Origin of the sequence: Streptomyces sp. Sge12, assembly GCF_002080455.1 — a bacterium.
GTDB lineage: Bacteria > Actinomycetota > Actinomycetes > Streptomycetales > Streptomycetaceae > Streptomyces.
The window spans coordinates 3899625-3915323 of sequence record NZ_CP020555.1 but is presented as its reverse complement, the minus strand read 5'-3'; the positions used below and the strand labels follow the sequence as shown (position 1 = coordinate 3915323).

General features: G+C 73.3%; 19 protein-coding genes. 6 read left to right on the top strand and 13 right to left on the bottom strand.

All coding sequences use genetic code 11. The features are described 5' to 3' along the window. Positions 1-40 precede the first annotated feature (40 nt). Positions 41-445 carry a hypothetical protein gene (locus tag B6R96_RS17450; protein ID WP_081522911.1) on the top strand — a complete coding sequence of 135 codons (405 nt, stop codon included), beginning with the start codon at positions 41-43 and terminating at the stop codon, positions 443-445. A gap of 82 nt (positions 446-527) precedes the next feature. Here the strand turns inward: B6R96_RS17450 and B6R96_RS37285 are convergent, their stop codons facing one another. From B6R96_RS37285 to B6R96_RS17425, 6 genes are all read right to left on the bottom strand, one after another. Further along, positions 528-698: a hypothetical protein gene (locus B6R96_RS37285; protein ID WP_159396338.1), complete on the bottom strand. Its 171-nt coding sequence runs from the start codon at positions 696-698 to the stop codon at positions 528-530. Positions 699-756: 58 nt separating this feature from the next. Continuing rightward, entirely contained in the window at positions 757-1134 is a 378-nt protein-coding gene (locus B6R96_RS17445; RefSeq protein WP_081522910.1) for a hypothetical protein, read from the bottom strand. 114 nt (positions 1135-1248) lie between these two features. Then, entirely contained in the window at positions 1249-1848 is a 600-nt protein-coding gene (locus B6R96_RS17440; RefSeq protein ID WP_081522909.1) for a class F sortase, read from the bottom strand. 249 nt (positions 1849-2097) lie between these two features. Then, complete coding sequence (locus tag B6R96_RS17435) at positions 2098-2340, bottom strand: hypothetical protein (protein ID WP_030383794.1); 243 nt, start codon at positions 2338-2340, stop codon at positions 2098-2100. A gap of 21 nt (positions 2341-2361) precedes the next feature. Next, entirely contained in the window at positions 2362-3129 is a 768-nt protein-coding gene (locus tag B6R96_RS17430) for a CbtA family protein (protein WP_081522908.1), read from the bottom strand. A 43-nt stretch (positions 3130-3172) separates the two neighbouring features. Continuing rightward, positions 3173-3388, bottom strand: a complete 216-nt coding sequence (locus B6R96_RS17425) for a CbtB domain-containing protein (RefSeq protein ID WP_030383792.1) — start codon at positions 3386-3388, stop codon at positions 3173-3175. Positions 3389-3576: 188 nt separating this feature from the next. On the opposite strand from B6R96_RS17425, the gene B6R96_RS17420 reads away from it, so the two are divergent. Beyond that, positions 3577-4047, top strand: a complete 471-nt coding sequence (locus tag B6R96_RS17420) for a histidine phosphatase family protein (protein ID WP_078937623.1) — start codon at positions 3577-3579, stop codon at positions 4045-4047. Positions 4048-4137: 90 nt separating this feature from the next. Here B6R96_RS17420 and pucL read toward each other — a convergent pair whose 3' ends face one another. The 4 genes from pucL to B6R96_RS17400 form a co-directional block, all read right to left on the bottom strand. Further along, positions 4138-5055 carry a factor-independent urate hydroxylase gene (gene pucL, locus B6R96_RS17415; RefSeq protein WP_081522907.1) on the bottom strand — a complete coding sequence of 306 codons (918 nt, stop codon included), beginning with the start codon at positions 5053-5055 and terminating at the stop codon, positions 4138-4140. A 231-nt stretch (positions 5056-5286) separates the two neighbouring features. Beyond that, positions 5287-6636 carry an aspartate aminotransferase family protein gene (locus B6R96_RS17410; RefSeq protein ID WP_081522906.1) on the bottom strand — a complete coding sequence of 450 codons (1350 nt, stop codon included), beginning with the start codon at positions 6634-6636 and terminating at the stop codon, positions 5287-5289. Positions 6637-6703: 67 nt separating this feature from the next. Continuing rightward, positions 6704-7609 carry a PaaX family transcriptional regulator C-terminal domain-containing protein gene (locus B6R96_RS17405; protein WP_081522905.1) on the bottom strand — a complete coding sequence of 302 codons (906 nt, stop codon included), beginning with the start codon at positions 7607-7609 and terminating at the stop codon, positions 6704-6706. Next, complete coding sequence (locus B6R96_RS17400; RefSeq protein WP_081522904.1) at positions 7606-8223, bottom strand: GNAT family N-acetyltransferase; 618 nt, start codon at positions 8221-8223, stop codon at positions 7606-7608. Before B6R96_RS17400 ends, B6R96_RS17405 begins: the two co-directional genes overlap by 4 nt. A 94-nt stretch (positions 8224-8317) precedes the next feature. Between B6R96_RS17400 and B6R96_RS17395 the strand changes: the two genes are divergently transcribed. Further along, a complete protein-coding gene (locus B6R96_RS17395) occupies positions 8318-9367 on the top strand; it encodes an alpha/beta hydrolase family protein (protein WP_081522903.1) in 1050 nt (349 codons plus the stop codon). On the opposite strand, the gene B6R96_RS38160 is transcribed toward B6R96_RS17395, so the two are convergent. Further along, a complete protein-coding gene (locus B6R96_RS38160; protein WP_081522902.1) occupies positions 9351-12683 on the bottom strand; it encodes an AfsR/SARP family transcriptional regulator in 3333 nt (1110 codons plus the stop codon). The genes B6R96_RS17395 and B6R96_RS38160 overlap by 17 nt on opposite strands. Before the next feature lie 228 nt (positions 12684-12911). Between B6R96_RS38160 and B6R96_RS17385 the strand changes: the two genes are divergently transcribed. Beyond that, the gene (locus B6R96_RS17385) at positions 12912-13442 is read left to right on the top strand and encodes a hypothetical protein (protein ID WP_081522901.1); all 531 of its coding nucleotides are present in this window, start codon (positions 12912-12914) and stop codon (positions 13440-13442) included. 86 nt (positions 13443-13528) lie between these two features. Here B6R96_RS17385 and B6R96_RS17380 read toward each other — a convergent pair whose 3' ends face one another. Both B6R96_RS17380 and B6R96_RS17375 read right to left on the bottom strand, forming a co-directional pair. Continuing rightward, positions 13529-13900, bottom strand: a complete 372-nt coding sequence (locus tag B6R96_RS17380) for a hypothetical protein (RefSeq protein WP_081522900.1) — start codon at positions 13898-13900, stop codon at positions 13529-13531. Between the two features lie 122 nt (positions 13901-14022). Continuing rightward, positions 14023-14226, bottom strand: a complete 204-nt coding sequence (locus tag B6R96_RS17375) for a cold-shock protein (protein ID WP_030011983.1) — start codon at positions 14224-14226, stop codon at positions 14023-14025. A gap of 410 nt (positions 14227-14636) precedes the next feature. Between B6R96_RS17375 and B6R96_RS17370 the strand changes: the two genes are divergently transcribed. Further along, entirely contained in the window at positions 14637-15149 is a 513-nt protein-coding gene (locus B6R96_RS17370; RefSeq protein ID WP_030383782.1) for an RNA polymerase sigma factor, read from the top strand. Continuing rightward, positions 15137-15625, top strand: a complete 489-nt coding sequence (locus B6R96_RS17365) for a hypothetical protein (RefSeq protein ID WP_081522899.1) — start codon at positions 15137-15139, stop codon at positions 15623-15625. The genes B6R96_RS17370 and B6R96_RS17365 overlap by 13 nt, the downstream gene beginning before the upstream one ends. Positions 15626-15699: the final 74 nt, after the last annotated feature.

Here is a 15699-nt window from a genome sequence, read left to right as displayed (position 1 = left end):
TGGCGGGTGTGCCCTGGATGATGGGAGAGAGGAGCCCGTCATGGCACATGCGGCACCCTCCGCCTACGGGCGGCACCGGCAGTCGGCGGACATGACGCACCTGAGCAAGGGCGCGTACGTGAGGCCACTGCTCCTCGGACTCGTGTACGGCGTCTGGGCCGCCTTCATGAAGCGCCAGATGGGCCCGGTGGACGCGGGCAACGTCTTCTACGGGATCCTGTGCGGCGTGCTCTTCGCCGGGATCATGTTCACCCTGGCCCGGATCGGGCCCCGGCTGAAGCGAGAGGTCCACGCCGCCGCCTACGGCGCCTTCGGCGGTATCGCCGTGGGCTACCTGCACAGCCTCACCGACCAGTCGATCCTCAAGTCCGTCGTGGTCGGACTGGCCGTCGCCGCGGGCGTCGGAGCCATCGCGTTCTACCGCTACTACACCCGCGAGGACTGAAGCGGCCGACCGGCGCGCGCCGGTTCCCGTGCCCGTGGTCGAGGGCAGGGGAACCGGCGCGCCCCGCATGTGCGGGCGGACCCTACGCGGCCGAATCCGCGGTGGCGTTCTGCTGCGGTTCGCTCTCGGCCTCGACGGACGTGCCCGTGGCCTTCGGTGACGCGGCCGGCTCGGTCTGCCGGACCGGCGGGGAGAACCGGGTGACCTCGGCGCGGAGCATGGCGTTCAGTGCGGCGTACGGGTCGATGGGCATGGCTGAACCTCACGGTGCTCAGGGGGGTGTGGGGGGCTGCATCGGGACCTCGGTCCGCTCAGCAGCGCAGGACCACACTCCGCACCGTCCGCCGGGACAGGGGCGGTTCGGCCGCCTCCGCGACCGGCCCGCACGACGGGGCATCCGGGTGTTTCACGTGAAACACCCGGATCGGCGCCCGCCGTACGACGGGCAGCCCGCGCGTGACCGTCCGTACGGCCGCCCGTGACTCGGGGTCGGGGGCCGGATCCGAATGGCCCTCGCCGGGCTCGGGGGACTCGGCGGGAGCGGCCGGCACGCCGGGCGCGCCGGCGGCGGGGCGGAACTCGGCGGCCGCGGCGCCGGCCGGACCGGCGCCGAAGACGCACAGCAGCACGACACAGACCACGGTCAGAGCCCTGGTCAGTGCCGAACGCGCGTCGTGCCTCCCGCTCATGCGAGGGGTGTGCCCCGCCACGCCGAGCGACTCCCGGGCGGACCTCAAGAAGCCCCCGACCGGGGGACGAAGACACCCCCCACGGCTGACAGCCCGCCACCGGACCGCACGGGTTCAGCGCGAGCGGCGCTGTCCGGTCAGCCGGGCCAGTACGGCGGTCTCGCCGCCGACCAGCCGCAGTTGGGCCCGCCCGGCAGGGTCCTCGTGGCCGGAGGACCTGCCGGGGGAGACCCGGACGACGGTGAACACGGCCGTACGGCTGTCGGCGCGGGCGATCTCGATGGTCCGTCCCCGCCGCAACTCGCCGAGGCGAAGGCCCTCTCCGGTCACCACGGCCGTCCCGGCCGCACCCGGCGCCGGACCCCCGCTGTCCCAGGCGGCCTCCCCGCGGTCGCCCGTCAGCGGTACGTCCACGCCCGTGCTCGGAATGCGCAGGCTCAGGGGCCGCGCGGCCCGCAGGGGCCCGGTGACCGTCCGCAGCGGCCCGGGGGCGGTCCGCGGTGACCGGGCTCCCGCACCCGTGCCGTGCTCGCCGGACTGCTCCAGTTCCCGCACCAGACGGCGGTGGCCGGACAGCCCCAACGCCCGCGTGGGCAGTGCGTCGTCGGTGGTCACGGCTGCGGGCCTGGCACCCTCGGTCCGTTGCAACACCACGATGCCGGTGGACAACAGAACCACCGTCAGCGAGGCGACGACCCACTTGGCGCGGGGCATGGGATTCCCTCCAGTCCGGCTCGTGCGGCCGGGTCATGTGAGCAGTGGACACCTCCTCTGCCCGTCGGTACCCCGTGCAACACGGTGGACTGACACTGCGTCACGGGCGTGTCGTCGCCCGATCGGGGAGTTTTCGCAGTTCGCGACGGGTCCGCCCACCGGCTGCCGGGGGCGGCGCGCATGTGCCCGAACGGGTGAGAGCCGTGAGCGGCCGATGGTCTGCGGTGACGGCCGGGGCTCCCCGGGGAATCACATGACGACGGCGGCCGTGCCCGCCCCCATCAGCACGGCGGCCAGGTGCATGGCCGGGTGCCCGTAGTCGCCGTACCAGAGGTGGCGGGCCAGGCCGCCCAGGGCGGCCAGTGCGGCGATGATGCCGATCTGGCCGAACAGCGTGATGGCGCAGCAGGGGGCCAGGAGCAGCAGGAACGAGTTCAGCCAGAACGGGGCAGCGCCCGTCCAGCCCCGCCATTCCCTGATCGCCGTCGCCATGTACTACCGACCCCCTCGTGCTCAACTCGTCGGCTGCACAGCCTCCTTGGGTGCGGAGGTGGGCACAAGGGCTCGTTCGGCTAGAAAACCGAAGGCCAGGCCGAAAGTCGTCCACAGTGCCGTCTGGATGGCCAGGGACGCGAGGCGGAAGTCCCAGATCAATGCGGCGGGGAAGCCCGCCGGGACCTCGTCGATGCCGGGCAACACGGCGTACGAGATGCCGATGAGCAGGGCGAAGGCCGCGCCGGTGACGACCGAGGCGTTCCAGTTGCCCAGCCTCGGCGCGAGCCGTCGCCCGAGGATCAGCGCGCCGGCTGCCAGCAGCACGCTCAGGGCGATCATCAGCAGGTACAGGGCGGTCCGCCGGGCGGCGGTCTCCGGATCGCCCACGGCGGGCGGGTTGGCGGGGTACTTGAAGAACGGCACCAGCGTCACGGTGACGTACAGGCCCCCGGTGACCAGTGCGGCCGTGGCCCGCGGGCCGAATCGGCCGATGCGGCCCAGGGCGAAGCAGAAGACGAGCGCGGCGATGCCGCCGAGCGCGACCGCGTAGAGCAGGACGCCGGTGCCGAGCCCGGCCGTGGCCTGGAGGGCCCGGCTGACCGGGGCCTCCTCGCCGTGGTCGTGACCGGCCGCGGCGGCCTCTTCGATGGCGATGGCCGCGTCCACCTTGGACTCACCGAGGAGGTAGGCGACGAGGAACGCGGCGACCCCGGCCAGCAGGCCGGCGAGCATGCCGCGGACGAGCAGGGTCCGGGGGGAGACCCCACCCGCAGAAGTGGAAGTCATGCTGGTGATCCCCTTGCTGGGACGTCGATCGGTGGCAGGGGAATCAGTGGCAGGGGAACCCGAGCAGGTGGCGGCCGTCGTGCAGCCACTCGTGGATGGTCTCCCCTTCGAAGACCGCGGTGGCGCCCTGCTCGGCGCCGACGAAGTACAGCAGGACGAGCATGAGGATGCCGACGAACACGGCCCAGGGGGCCAGTGCGGAGAGCGAGAGGGGGGCGATGGCGGGTGAGTTCGTCGTGGGCACGGCGGAGTGGGCCATGGCAGAACCTCCAGGGGGAACACGCGTCCCGGTCAGTGGTGCTCGCTACGACGGTGGCGGGTCTGACTTTCCTCCCCCTCCGGGAGGTTTCACAGTGGCGCGACCGTGCCGGATTCTCACCGTGCTTCCGTCGGACCGTCGTCATTCAATTGTGTCGTTTGCGACCGTACCGCGCTTACTCTCCCCTTATGAAGACCCCGTTGGTGCGAGTTCGTCTGGTCAGTTTCCCGCTGGACGCAGCAGCGCGTCAGGGCCGCTTCGGTCACGCGCGGCCGTGCCCCGGACATGAGGGGTTGCGCGGCCCGGACACGGGCGAGTGGGCGGGACGCACCCTGGACGAGGTGGCGGGCCGGGATCCGGCGGCCGTGCGGGCCTGGCTCTCGGATCCGGCGTACGCGCCGCCGGGCGGGGAGTCGGTGGACGCGCTGATCGCCCGCGTCGGGGCGGAGCTGACGGCCCTGCCCGAGGGCACGCACCGGCTGGAGGTCGAGCAGGCCGTCGTACGGGCGGCCGTGGTGCACGCACTGCACCTGCCGGCGGCGGCGTTCTGGCGGCTCGACGTGCGGCCGGAGTCGGTGACCACCCTCACCGGGCGGTCGGGGCGCTGGAACCTCCTGGTGGGGCAGCCGCAGGACGAGCAGCCGCACGTCGCTCCGTAGCCCGGTGAACGGCTTCGGCCCGGACCCCGCGACGCGGTCCGGGCCGAGAGGGCCTGCGCGGGCGCAGGCCCGGGGGGCGGGCGCGGCGCGCTAGGCGACGATCCAGTCGGACGTCGCGATCACCGGCTGCACCCCGTCACGGTGGATGGTGCCCTCGATCAGGCCGTACATCCGGTCGGCGGCGAAGTAGACCTCGTTGTCGTTCTTGAGGCCGAAGGGCTCCAGGTCGACGAGGAAGTGGTGCTTGTTGGGGAGGTTGAGCCGCACCTCGTTGACCTTGGGGCAGTGGTCGAGCACGCGCTCGGCCATCTGGTTCAGGGTCTGCTGCAGCGAGTACGAGTACGTCTCCGCGAAGGCTTCCAGCAGGTTCTTGCGGACCTTCCTGTAGGCCTGGTCCCAGTCGTACCCGCTGTCGTCGGCGGCCAGCGCCGAGTGCGCCCAGCGCGCGGTGACCTTGGTCGCCAGGATGCGGTCGTACGCCTCCTGCAGCGTCGTGTACTTGTCCTTGATGTAGCCGTGGAACTCGGAGTTGGTCGAGTTCATCACCGTCAGGTCCTTCAGGCCCGAGATGACCTGGAGGCCCGTCGTCTCGCTGTAGGTGATCTGCGCGGTGCGCACCTCCTGGCCCTTGCGGACGAAGGAGTGCTGCTCCTTGCGCGTCGGGACCGGGACCCGGTCCCACACGTATTCCTCGATGCGGATCTGGGCCTCGCGGATCGGCTCCTGCGAGGAGACGAAGTGCTTGGCGAGCAGGATGCCGAAGGCCTCGGGGGAGTCGATGCCGTGTTCCTTGCCGAAGGCGTACACCGTGTTCTTGGTGGTGTCGGTCGGCAGGCAGTTGGCGTTGTTGCCGGTGAGATGGACATCGCGGAACTCGCCGCGGAGCGCGACCGAGACGTTGAGGTCGCGGATCTCGTGCCAGGAACCGTCGCCGCCCTTGCGGGTGACCTTGACGATGCGGTTCTCGGCCTTGCCGTACTGGTTCTGTGCCAGGACGTGCTTGCTCATGGCTGTCTTCCTTCGGGTACACGGAGTCCGGCTGACTGGATCCCGTACGCCCGGCGTCCAGCGGAAGGCCCGCTCCCCGCCGTTCGGTCACGGAGGACCGCCCCGGGACTGACGTGCATCCCGGTCCGTAGGTGCTCTGTTCGGATTTCAGCACGTTCACGTGGTGTTCGTAATGGCGCGGAACATCCAAGACAGGCACCCACGGATTGGGCGACCGAATGTTTCGGCAGGTCAGACCGTGTGCGCGTCGGCCACCGAGAGGGCCTCGTCGAGGATCGCCAGCCCCTTGGCCACGTCCTGCGCCGAGATGTTGCACGGCGGCGCGATGTGGATGCGGTTCCCGGCGACGAGCGGCCAGAGCCCGCCCTTCTTGCACGCGGTCCCGAACTCGGCCATCGGGGCGTTGTCCGCCCCCGCCGCGTTGTACGGGACCAGCGGCTCGCGGGTCTCCTTGTCCCGGACGAGTTCCAGGGCCCAGAAGGTGCCGAGCCCGCGGACCTCCCCGACCGAGGGGTGGCGCTCGGCGAGCGCGCGCAGGCCGGGTCCGAGGAGCTCGGCGCCGGTGCGTGCGGACTGCTCGACGATGCCCTCCTCCTCCATGACGTTGATCGTCGCGACGGCGGCCGCGCAGGCCAGCACGTGCCCGGAGTACGTGAGGCCGCCCGGGTAGGGCCGGCGGGCGAAGGTCTGCGCGATGGCGGCCGAGATGGCGACCCCGCCGAGCGGCAGGTAGCCGCTGGTGACGCCCTTGGCGAAGCAGATCAGGTCGGGGGTCACGTCCCAGTGCTCGGAGGCGAACCACGTGCCCGTGCGCCCGAAGCCGACCATGATCTCGTCCAGGACGAAGACGATGCCGAAGCGGTCGCAGAGTGCGCGGACCCCGGCCAGGTAGCCGTCCGGGTGGACGAGCACGCCCGGGGCGCCGCCGACGGTCTCCAGGATGATCGCGGCGATGGACTGCGGGCCCTCGAAGACGATGGTGTCCTCCAGGTGGCGCAGGGCCCGCTCGCACTCCTCGGCCTCGGTGGCCGCGTAGAACGGCGAGCGGTAGGAGAACGGGCCCCAGAAGTGCACGACACCGGCGGTCGCCGAGTCGTTGCCGAAGCGGCGGGCGTCACCGGTCAGGTTGATGGCGGTGGAGGTGGCGCCGTGGTACGAGCGGTACGCGGACAGCACCTTGGGCCGGCCGGTGTGCACCCGGGCCATGCGGACGGCGTTCTCCACGGCCTCGGCACCGGCATTGGTGAAGAAGATCTTGTCGAGGTCGCCGGGGGTGCGCTCGGCGATCAGCCGGGCCGCCTCGGAACGCACGTCGACGGCGAATCCGGGCGCGACGGTGCACAGCTTGGCCGCCTGCTCCTGGATGGCCGCGGTGACCTTCGGGTGCTGGTAGCCGATGTTCGTGTAGACGAGGGCGCTGGAGAAGTCGAGGTAGCGGTTGCCCTGGTAGTCCCAGAAGTACGACCCCTCGGCGCCGGCCACGGCGAGCGGGTCGATGAGCTCCTGCGCCGACCACGAGTGGAAGACGTGCTTCCGGTCAGCGTCTTTCACGGCGGCGAGGGCGTCGGCTTCTGCGTTCATGAAACGAGCGTAGTTGTCCACGATGTGGACCGGGCGGGGACCGGTCCCCCGGCCCCCGCCCGCCGGGTCAGGCCAGGGCCTCGCCGTACAGGCGGAACAGCCGGGGCCCGGGGGCCGGGGCGGCGGCCTCCAGCCGGGCCCAGGCGTCGGACGCCGCCGCCCGGGCCGTCGCGCCGGGCCACGGCTGCGGCAGCAGTTCCGGTGGGAGCAGCGGGTCGGGCAGCATCGCGGCGGAGAAGGCGGCCGCCAGCGCCACGGCGTGCGCCAGTCCGGCTGCCACACCGTCGTTCCCGCCGTGCCCGTCGCCGTCGTCCCCGCCGTCGGCGGTGGCGTCGGCCTCCGCCCCGGCGGGCCGTTCCGCGAGCGCGCGCAGCTCCGCGTACCGCGCCGCGATCTCCGGCAGCGGCCACAGCCGCTCCGCGAGGGCCCGCGGGTCCGAGGTGCCGCCCACGGTCAGGTCCCGGGTGCTCAGGCAGCTCAGCGCCTCCGACAGGCCGAGCTCGGCCGCGTGCGCCCGGACGTACGGGCCGATCGCGTTGGGGGTCACGTACAGACCGCCCTGGACCGGCGCGGCCCCCAGCCCGGTCAGCGCGTCCCGCAGGGAGTCCCGCGCGGCCCGCGCGGATTCCGGTACGGCGAAGGCGAAGGCGTGCCAGAGCCCGTCCCACGGCTCCAGCCCCCGGTCCTGCCGGTACGCGTGCCGGACGAACTCCACCTCCGGTACGAGCGGCAGCCCCGGCCCGTGCTCCGGCCCGTGCTCCGGCCCGGCGGCCCCCGCCAGGCTCAGGACGGCCCGCCGGCCGCGCCCCTGCACCGTGAACCGGCCCTCCGCCACCAGCCGCTTCACGCACAGCCGCACCTGCTGGTCGGTCATCCCGAGCAGCCCGGCGACCTCGTACAGCTCGCCGCCCGCGACCGTCCCGTCCTCCCGGACCAGCGCGTGCACCACCATCCGCGTGGGGATACCGCTCATCGCGCCGCCACCTCCTTGTGCATCGTCGTCACCGCTCCGAATCCCAGCACGTCCCGCAGCCAGGGTGTGCGCTGCACCCGTACCGCCCGGAATCCGTGCCGTTCGTACAGCTCCCGCGCCCGCGGGTTCTCCGCGACCACGTCCAGCCGGATCCGCCGGCACCCCTGCTCCACGGCGATCGCCTCGATCTCCCGCAGGAGCAGGCCGCCGATGCCCCGGCTCCGCTCGGCGGGGTCCACGGCGATGCCGTCCATGACCAGCTCGCCGCGGGCCGGGGTGCGCTCCAGCAGGGCCAGCAGGAACACCCGGTACAGGCCCCGGACCGGCCCGTACTGCGCCCTGACCGCGGCCGCGTCGCCGCCGACCAGACCGCGCCCGGCCAGCTGGTAGCCCGCCACGCCCACCACCCGGCCGCCCTCGGACCCGGCGCCGCCGGACAGCGCGGTCACCGCCCGGTCCGCGTGCAGGTGCTCGGCGATGAACCGCCGTCCGGCCGCCGCGGGGCCGAGCGCGACGCCCAGCTTGCCCGCGAAGGCCTCCCAGTACAGCTCGGCGACGCGCGCGGCGGCCCCCTCGGGCACCCCGCGCCGTACCTCCACGCTCTCCGTCGTCATGTGTGCAAGCATAATGCGTTCGTGACCGCTACGATCGTTTTTGATGTGAGCGAATGAGAGTACGAATCCACGAGTGAGGAATCCGGAGCCGCAGATGACCGAGCCCCGTCCACCCGCACCGGCCCGCAGACTCCGCCGGGCACTGCTGTCCGGCCTCCTCCTGGCCCTCACCACCGCCCTCCTCCTGGCCGGTGTCGTCGTGTGGCAGCAGGACTACGACCTCCACGAGGAGCGCGTCACCGTCCCCGCCGCCGGCCACGACCTCCCCGGCGTGCTCGCCACCCCCACCGGCCGGGGCCCCGGGCCCTTCCCGCTCGTCGTCCTCGTGCACGGCGACGGGGAGGTCGACGCCACCCACGACGGCTTCTACCGCCCCTACTGGGAAGCCTTCGCCCGGGCCGGATACGCCTCGCTCTCCCTCGACAAACCCGCCGACTGGCTCGGCCAGACCATGGACGACCGGGCCCGCGAGACCACCGACGCCCTCGCCTGGGCGGCCCGTACCCGGCCCGAGATCGACCCCGCCCGCATCGGCCTGTGGGGCGCCAGCCAGGCCGGATGGGTCATGCCCAAGGTCGTGGCGCGGGCCCCCGCCCCCGGGGTGCGCTTCGTCATCGCGGTCGGCACCGCCGTGAACTGGGAGCGCCAGGGGGAGTACAACCTGCGGGCCGAGCTGCGCGCCGCCGGAGCCGACGCAGGGCGGACGGAGGCCGCCCTGCGCACCCGGGAGGCCACCCTGGCGCTGCTGCGGCGCGGGGCGGCGTACGAGGAGTACCGCGCGAGCCCGGGCGCCGACCCGGAACTCACCGCGCAGCGCTGGACGTTCATCAGCCGCAACCACACCGCGGACGTCACCGCCGACCTGCGGGCGATGCCGCCCGTCCCGGTGCTGCTGATCTCCGGCGCCGACGACCTGAACGTGGACGGCGCCGAGACCGAGGCGCTGCACCGCAGCGTGCTGGCGCCCGGCACCCTCACGGTCCGCCGCTATCCGGGAGCCACCCACGCCCTGCTGCGCACCGAGGTCGAGCGCTCCTCCTGGCGGCTGGCCCTGACGGCGGTGTTCGCCCCGCGCGCCCTCTTCCCGCCCGGCCTCCTCGCCGACCAGGAGCGCTTCCTGAGGGAGCTCAGCCGCTCAGGGTGACCCGCGCGAGGTCCCGTACGGCCCGCGGCCACCACGCGTCGTCGGCGTCGGCGCGGGCGCCCCGGGCGTCCGCATCGTCCGCGTCGGACCCGTACCGCGCGTACTCCTCGTACTCCTCGTACGTCCCGCCGAGCGCGGCGCGCGCCGCGGCCTCCACCCGGGCCGCGTCGGCGCGCGAGTGGTCCGGTCCGCCGCGCACGGCCAGGGCCGCGGCCAGCAGCCCGGCGGCCTCCCGCGGACGGTCCAGCCGTACCGCCTGATCCGCGACACCGACCAGCACCTGCGCGAGCGTGGGCGCGTGCCGGGCGGCCACGGCCAGTTCGAGGGCCTCGGCGCGGTGCGCGCGGGCGGCTTCCAACTGGCCGTCCGCCGCGTCCAGATACCCGAGGGAATCGAGGAGGACCACCTGGAACACCGGGTGCACGGCCACCTCGCGGACCGCCTCCCCGGCCCGCGCCAGTTCGGCCCGGGCCAGGGCCGGTTCGCCGCTCCACCGCGCCAGGTCCGCCTTGCCGTGGGCCATCATGGCCAGCGCCTCGGGCCAGCCGGCCGCCACCGCGTGCCGCTCCGCCCGCTCCATCGCCGCCGCGCTGCCGGCCGGGTCCCCGGCCAGCCGGCACAGCTGCGCCTGCCTGACCCACGCGTACAGCCGGTCCTCGACGACGCCCAGCTCGCCGATGACCGCCACGGCCTCCTCGTAGTGGCCGATCGCCGCACGGTGGTCGCCGCGCCGGGCCACCAGGTCGGCCAGCAGCGTCAGCGCAAAGGAGATCCCCCAGCGTTCGCCGAGCCCGCGGAACCCGGCCAGGGCCGCCTCGATGGCGGCCTCCGCCTCCGCCGGCGGGCCGCCCGCCCCGAGCAGGGTCTTGGCCCCCTCCAGCCGCGCCTGCGCCCGGACCCAGGGGTCCTCGTCGGCCAGCAGTCCCGCCCACGCGTCCACCGGGGCCGGTGCGCCCCCGCCGGCGCTGCGCAGCAGCCGGTCCATCGGCTCCAGGAAGCGGACCACGGGATGCCGGCTGCCCGTCCGCCCGGCGAGCAGCACCCCCTCGCGGAGCAGTTCCCCGGTGCGCCGGTCGTCGCCGAGTCCCGCCGTCGCGAACAGCACGGCCAGCGCGCAGGCCACGGCCCGGGCCTCGTCGTCGCCGGCGGGGTCCGGCTCGCCGTCCACCGCGGCGGACGGCGGCAGCGCCAGGGCCCGCGCGGCCAGTTCGGCGCCTTCCGCCTTGTGGCCGCCGAGCCACCAGTACCAGCCGGCCGCCGCCACCAGCCGTACGGCCGCCCGCGCGTCGCCCGCCGTCAGGGCGCCGCGCAGGGCCCCGGCCAGGTTGTCGTGCTCCGCGGCGAGCCGCCCGAGCCACTCCAGCTGCTCCGCCCGCCGCAGGTACGGATCCGCGGCGCGGGCCAGTCCGGTGAAGTACGCGGCGTGCGCGCGGCGGACGGCCTCGCGCTCGCCGGCCTCCGCGAGCTTCTCCAGGCCGTAGGCCCGGATCGTCTCCAGCATCCGGTAGCGCCCGTCGCCCGCCGTCACCAGCAGGGACTTGTCGGTCAGCGAGGTGATCAGGTCGAGCACGTCGAAGGCCTCGACCGGGCCGCCCGCGCAGACGCCTTCGGCGGCCTCCACCGTGGCGCCGCCGGGGAAGGCGGCGAGCCGGCGCAGCAGCGTCCGCTCGGCCTCCGTCAGCAGTTCCCAGCTCCAGTCGACCACCGCGCGCAAGGTCCGGTGCTGGCGCGGGGCCGTCCGCGCGCCACCCGTCAGCAGCCGGAAGCGGTCGTCGAGCCGGGCCGCGAGCTGCTCGGGGCTCATGGTGCGCAGCCGGGCCGCCGCCAGTTCGATGGCCAGCGGCATGCCGTCCAGGGCCCGGCAGATCCGGGTCACGGCCGGGGCGCTCTCCTCGGTGACCGAGAAGTCGGGACGGGCGGCCGTGGCGCGGTCGCCGAGCAGCCGGACCGCCGCGTACGACAGGGCCTGCGCCGCGTCCGCGTCCGGGGGCGGGAGGGCCAGCGGCCGCACCGTCCACAGCGCCTCGCCGGTGAGGCCGAGCGGCTCGCGGCTCGTCGCCAGGATGCGCAGCCCGGGGCAGGCGCCGAGCAGCCGTTCGGCCAGCGCGGCGACGGCATCGACCAGGTGCTCGCAGTTGTCCAGGACCAGCAGTGCGGTGCGGGTGCGCAGGGCCGCGGTGAGCCGGTCCAGCGGATCGCCCGCCGCGGGCGCCTGCTCCCGCAGGCCCAGCGCGTTCAGGACGGCCGACGGTACGTCGCCCTCCGCGCCCAGCGGCGCGAGCTCCACCAGCCGGACGCCGTCGGGGAAGCGGGCCGGCAGGGGGCGGGCGCTCTGGATGGCCAGCCGGGTCTTGCCCGCGCCGCCGGGTCCGATCAGCGTGGTGAGCCGGAACCGGTCCAGCAGGGCGGCCACCCGGGCGAGGTCCTCGTCCCGGCCCACGAAACTGGCCAGCCCGGCGGGCAGGTTGGTCGGCGGCAGGGGCGGCACAGCCGCTGGTGACGGCAGAGCCGACGACGGCAACGGCAACGGCAACGGCGACTCCGGCCGCGGTGGGCCCGGGGCGGCCGGCGGCCCCGCGGGGACGTCCAGTTCCCCGCGCAGTACGGCGGTGTGCAGGGCGGACAGCTCGGGCGACGGGTCCACCCCGAGCTCCTCGGCGAGGGCCTCGCGCGCGCTGCGGTAGGCGGTGAGGGCCTCGGCGGGCCGCCCGGCGGCGACGAGCGCCCGCATCAGCGCCCCGACGAGCCGCTCCCGCAAGGGGTGTTCGGCGACGAGGGAGCCGAGCTCGCCGGTGAGCTCCCGGCCGCGGCCGACCCGTAGGTCCGCCTCGATCCGGTCCTCCAGGACCGCCGCACGCAGCTCCGTCAGCCGGGTCACCGGGGCCCGGAAGAACGGCCGAGCGGCCACGTCCAGCAGGGCGGGACCGCGCCACAGCTCCAGGGCGCGGCGCAGCAGGCGGGCGGCGTCCTCGGGATCCCGGGCCAGCGCTCCGCGGCCCGCCGCGGCCAGCGCCTCGAAGCGGACCACGTCCACGGCGTCGGGCTCGACGACGAGGCGGTATCCGGCCGGGTGGGACTCCAGGTCCACGCCGGGCAGGGCCCGGCGCAGCCGTGACACCAGGGCCTGGAGGGCGTTGGTGGCGCCGGCCGGGGGGTCGTCCTGCCAGATGCCGTCGATCAGCAGCTCGGAGGCGACCACGCGCCCCGGTTCGAGCGCCAGCAGGATCAGCAGTGCCCGCAGTCGTGTTCCGCCGACTCCGACGCCGCTTCCGTCCTCACCCCGTACGTCGAGGGGTCCCAGCATCGAGATCCGCATGGCGACATTGTGCGGCGCATACCGGCGGTATTGCCACGGCGTTATCCGAGGGTGTCGGATTAGGTCTGAAATGGTGGGAGTTGAAGGCGGTCCGCAGGATGTCCTTCCGGCCGGGGGCGAGCCCGCGGGGCGAAGTGCGGGCAGTTTAGCGGCACTTTAGCCGGAGTCGCGGCGGCGGTGGGATCGTGGGGTCGCGATTGTTTTGCCGATCCATCACGGGGGAAGTACATGTCTTTCGTTTCCGGGAAATCCGCGATGCGCGTGGCCGTGGCCGCGGTCGCCATGGCCTCCTTCGGCGTGACCGCGCCGCAGGCGTACGCGGTGGACGCCGTTCCTGCCGGGGGCGTGCGGATCTCCGACCGGGCGGACGCCGCCACGCGCGCCGTCGCCGCGGCGCAGCCGGTGGCGGCCGCTGCGACGGCCAACCTGTGCGGCGCCGGCTACGAGCTGACCTTCGCCGAGCAGCTTCCGGACTCGCGGCGCCTCGGCACCCTCTTCACCTACCGCAAGGCCGGGACGGGGTCCTGCGCCGTGTTCGACAACAACCTCGGCACGGCGAAGTACATGAAGCTGAAGCTGTGCGAGACCAAGGGGCGCCCCGCGGGCACGCCGCAGGTGTGCAGCACGGACGAGGGCAACTTCAGCCAGTACGCGGGCCCGGTGCGCGTCAACGACGTGTGCGGGGAGGTCACCGCGATCATGAAGAGCAACAACATCGCGATCATCGACCGCGTGCGCCTCGTGCCGCCCTGCAAGTAACCGGTTCGGTTCGGTCGAGGACGGCCCCCGCAGGTGAAGCGCGGGGGCCGTTCTCCGTCGTCGTGCCGGAAGGGGGAGGGGGAGGGCTATTTGTCGGAGTAGCTGAAGTCTCCTACGGTCCAGGCGCTGACGTCCTTGACCGCGATCCGGTACATCCCGCCGGTCTCGGGGATGCCCAGGGTGCCCTGGAGGATGCGTGCCACATGGAAATGCAGGTGGGAGGGGGCTCCGGCCTGGTGTCTGGCGCCTCGTGCGGGAGAGCTGAAGATCTCGGCGAACGGGCCCAGCTGGTCCGAGTCCCGTAGGACCTCGGCCACCCGCTGACGCCAGACGTTCTCGGGGGCGAGGCGGCCTGTGATGACGGCGCCGTGGACCACGACGGTCAGGGACATCTGATTGGTCTGCTCCGACTCGACCATGGAGGCGAGATCGAGGAGCAGGTCGTCAGGGATCGACATGGGCACGGACTCTAGCAAGGGTGCCGGCGGAGCGGCCGTGCGAATTCAGCGAAACTCCGGAGAACGCGGACGGCCGAGGCCCGCACCCCAGGGTGCTGACCTCGGCCGCGTCTGCGCAGACGTCAGGCGGGAACGATGTTCTCGGCCTGCGGGCCCTTCTGGCCCTGCGTGACGTCGAAGGTAACCTTCTGGCCTTCCTGAAGCTCACGGAAGCCGGAAGAGGCGATGTTCGAGTAGTGGGCGAAGACGTCGGCGCCGCCGCCCTCCTGCTCGATGAAGCCGAAGCCCTTTTCCGCGTTGAACCACTTCACGGTGCCAGATGCCATATGAATTCTCCTTTGGGGCAGTGCCCGGATCCGCACTGTGCGGGACCGGTGTCGCCGTGATGATTGCCCCGACCGGAACGCGTAATTCTCACTGCATGCACCGGAAATAAAAAGTGCGCCCACCGGAAAATCTGGTGAGAGCACTTGTAAGTTTTTTGGGAACCACAACTGCAACGAACGTCACCGTAGCACAGTGGGCCACCGATGGCAGGGAAAAATTCCGCGCGTCCGGACCGAAATTCCGCGTCCGGAGGGGCGAAATTTCGAACCGGGAAATCATATGAACGCCAGGTTTTTTCGCGGAATCGGCCCCGTCGGGACGCGGTAGCGGTGTGGCGCAGGTCACGTGGAACATTCGGCCGGTCCGCGCCCTCCTCCTTCCCGAGAGCCCGTCGAGAAGGGGGACGTCCATGAGGACCGCGGCCGAGCGGGTCGATCCGGCCCCGCTGGTGCGCGCCGCCCAGCGCGGCGACCGGCTGGCCACCCAGGAGCTGCTGGACCTGCTGACCCCGTACGTGGGCCGGCTGTGCGGTCCCATCGCCCTGCAGGACGGTCCGGACGCCACCCAGGAGGCGCTGATCGTGATCTTCCGCAGCATCGGCCAACTCCGGGAACCCGCCGCCCTGTTCGGCTGGGCCCGGGTGATCGCCGTACGGGAGGCCGTACGGGTCGCCCGCGCCGCGGCCCGGTCCGTACCGGAGCCGCTCGACGACGTTCCCGCCCGCGACGATCCGCAGCTCGCGGCCGATGTGCGCGACGTACTGGAGCGGCTGTCCCCGGCGCACCGCGCCGTCCTGGTGCTGCGGGACCTGGAGGGCCTGGACGAGCACGCCGTCAGCGCGCTCCTCGGCGTGCCCGAACCCACCGTGCGGACCCGGCTCTTCCGGGCCCGCCGCAACTTCCGGAAGGCGTGGGGACGTTGAAGGACTCCTGGCCGGTCGTCGCCGAACTCGACGCCGTCCGCAGGCTCCGGGTGATCGCCCGCAGCACTGCGGGCACCAGCTTCGCGGAGTGCGTGGTCGACGCCCCGTTCGACCGGGTCTGGGGGGTCGTCTCCGATCTGGAGAACCAGCTGCCCCTCATGATCACCGACATCGCCTCCTTCACCGTGACCTCCGCCGCAGGGGAGCGGCTGGAAGCGCGGGCCCGCAGCCCGCTCGGCCTGCGGGCGCGCTTCGACATCGTGCTGAGGCCGGGCTGGTGCCTCATGCAGAGCCGGTTCGTGCTGGGCGGCATGGCCGCCGTGGCCGAGCCGGACGGCACCCGGCTGGCCTTCTTCGGCGGCCTGCGCCTCCCGGGCCTCCGGTTGGCCGACCCGGTGCTGCGCCCGCTGATGGCTCCGCTCGGCGCCAGGGCGCTGCGGCGCCTCGCGGCCCGCCTCGACGCGCTCGACGGGTGACGCCGTAAGGCGGCTCCTGCGGATCCCGCAGGCCCGGCGGGATCCGCAGGAGCCGCCCCGGCCGGGCCGGCTCG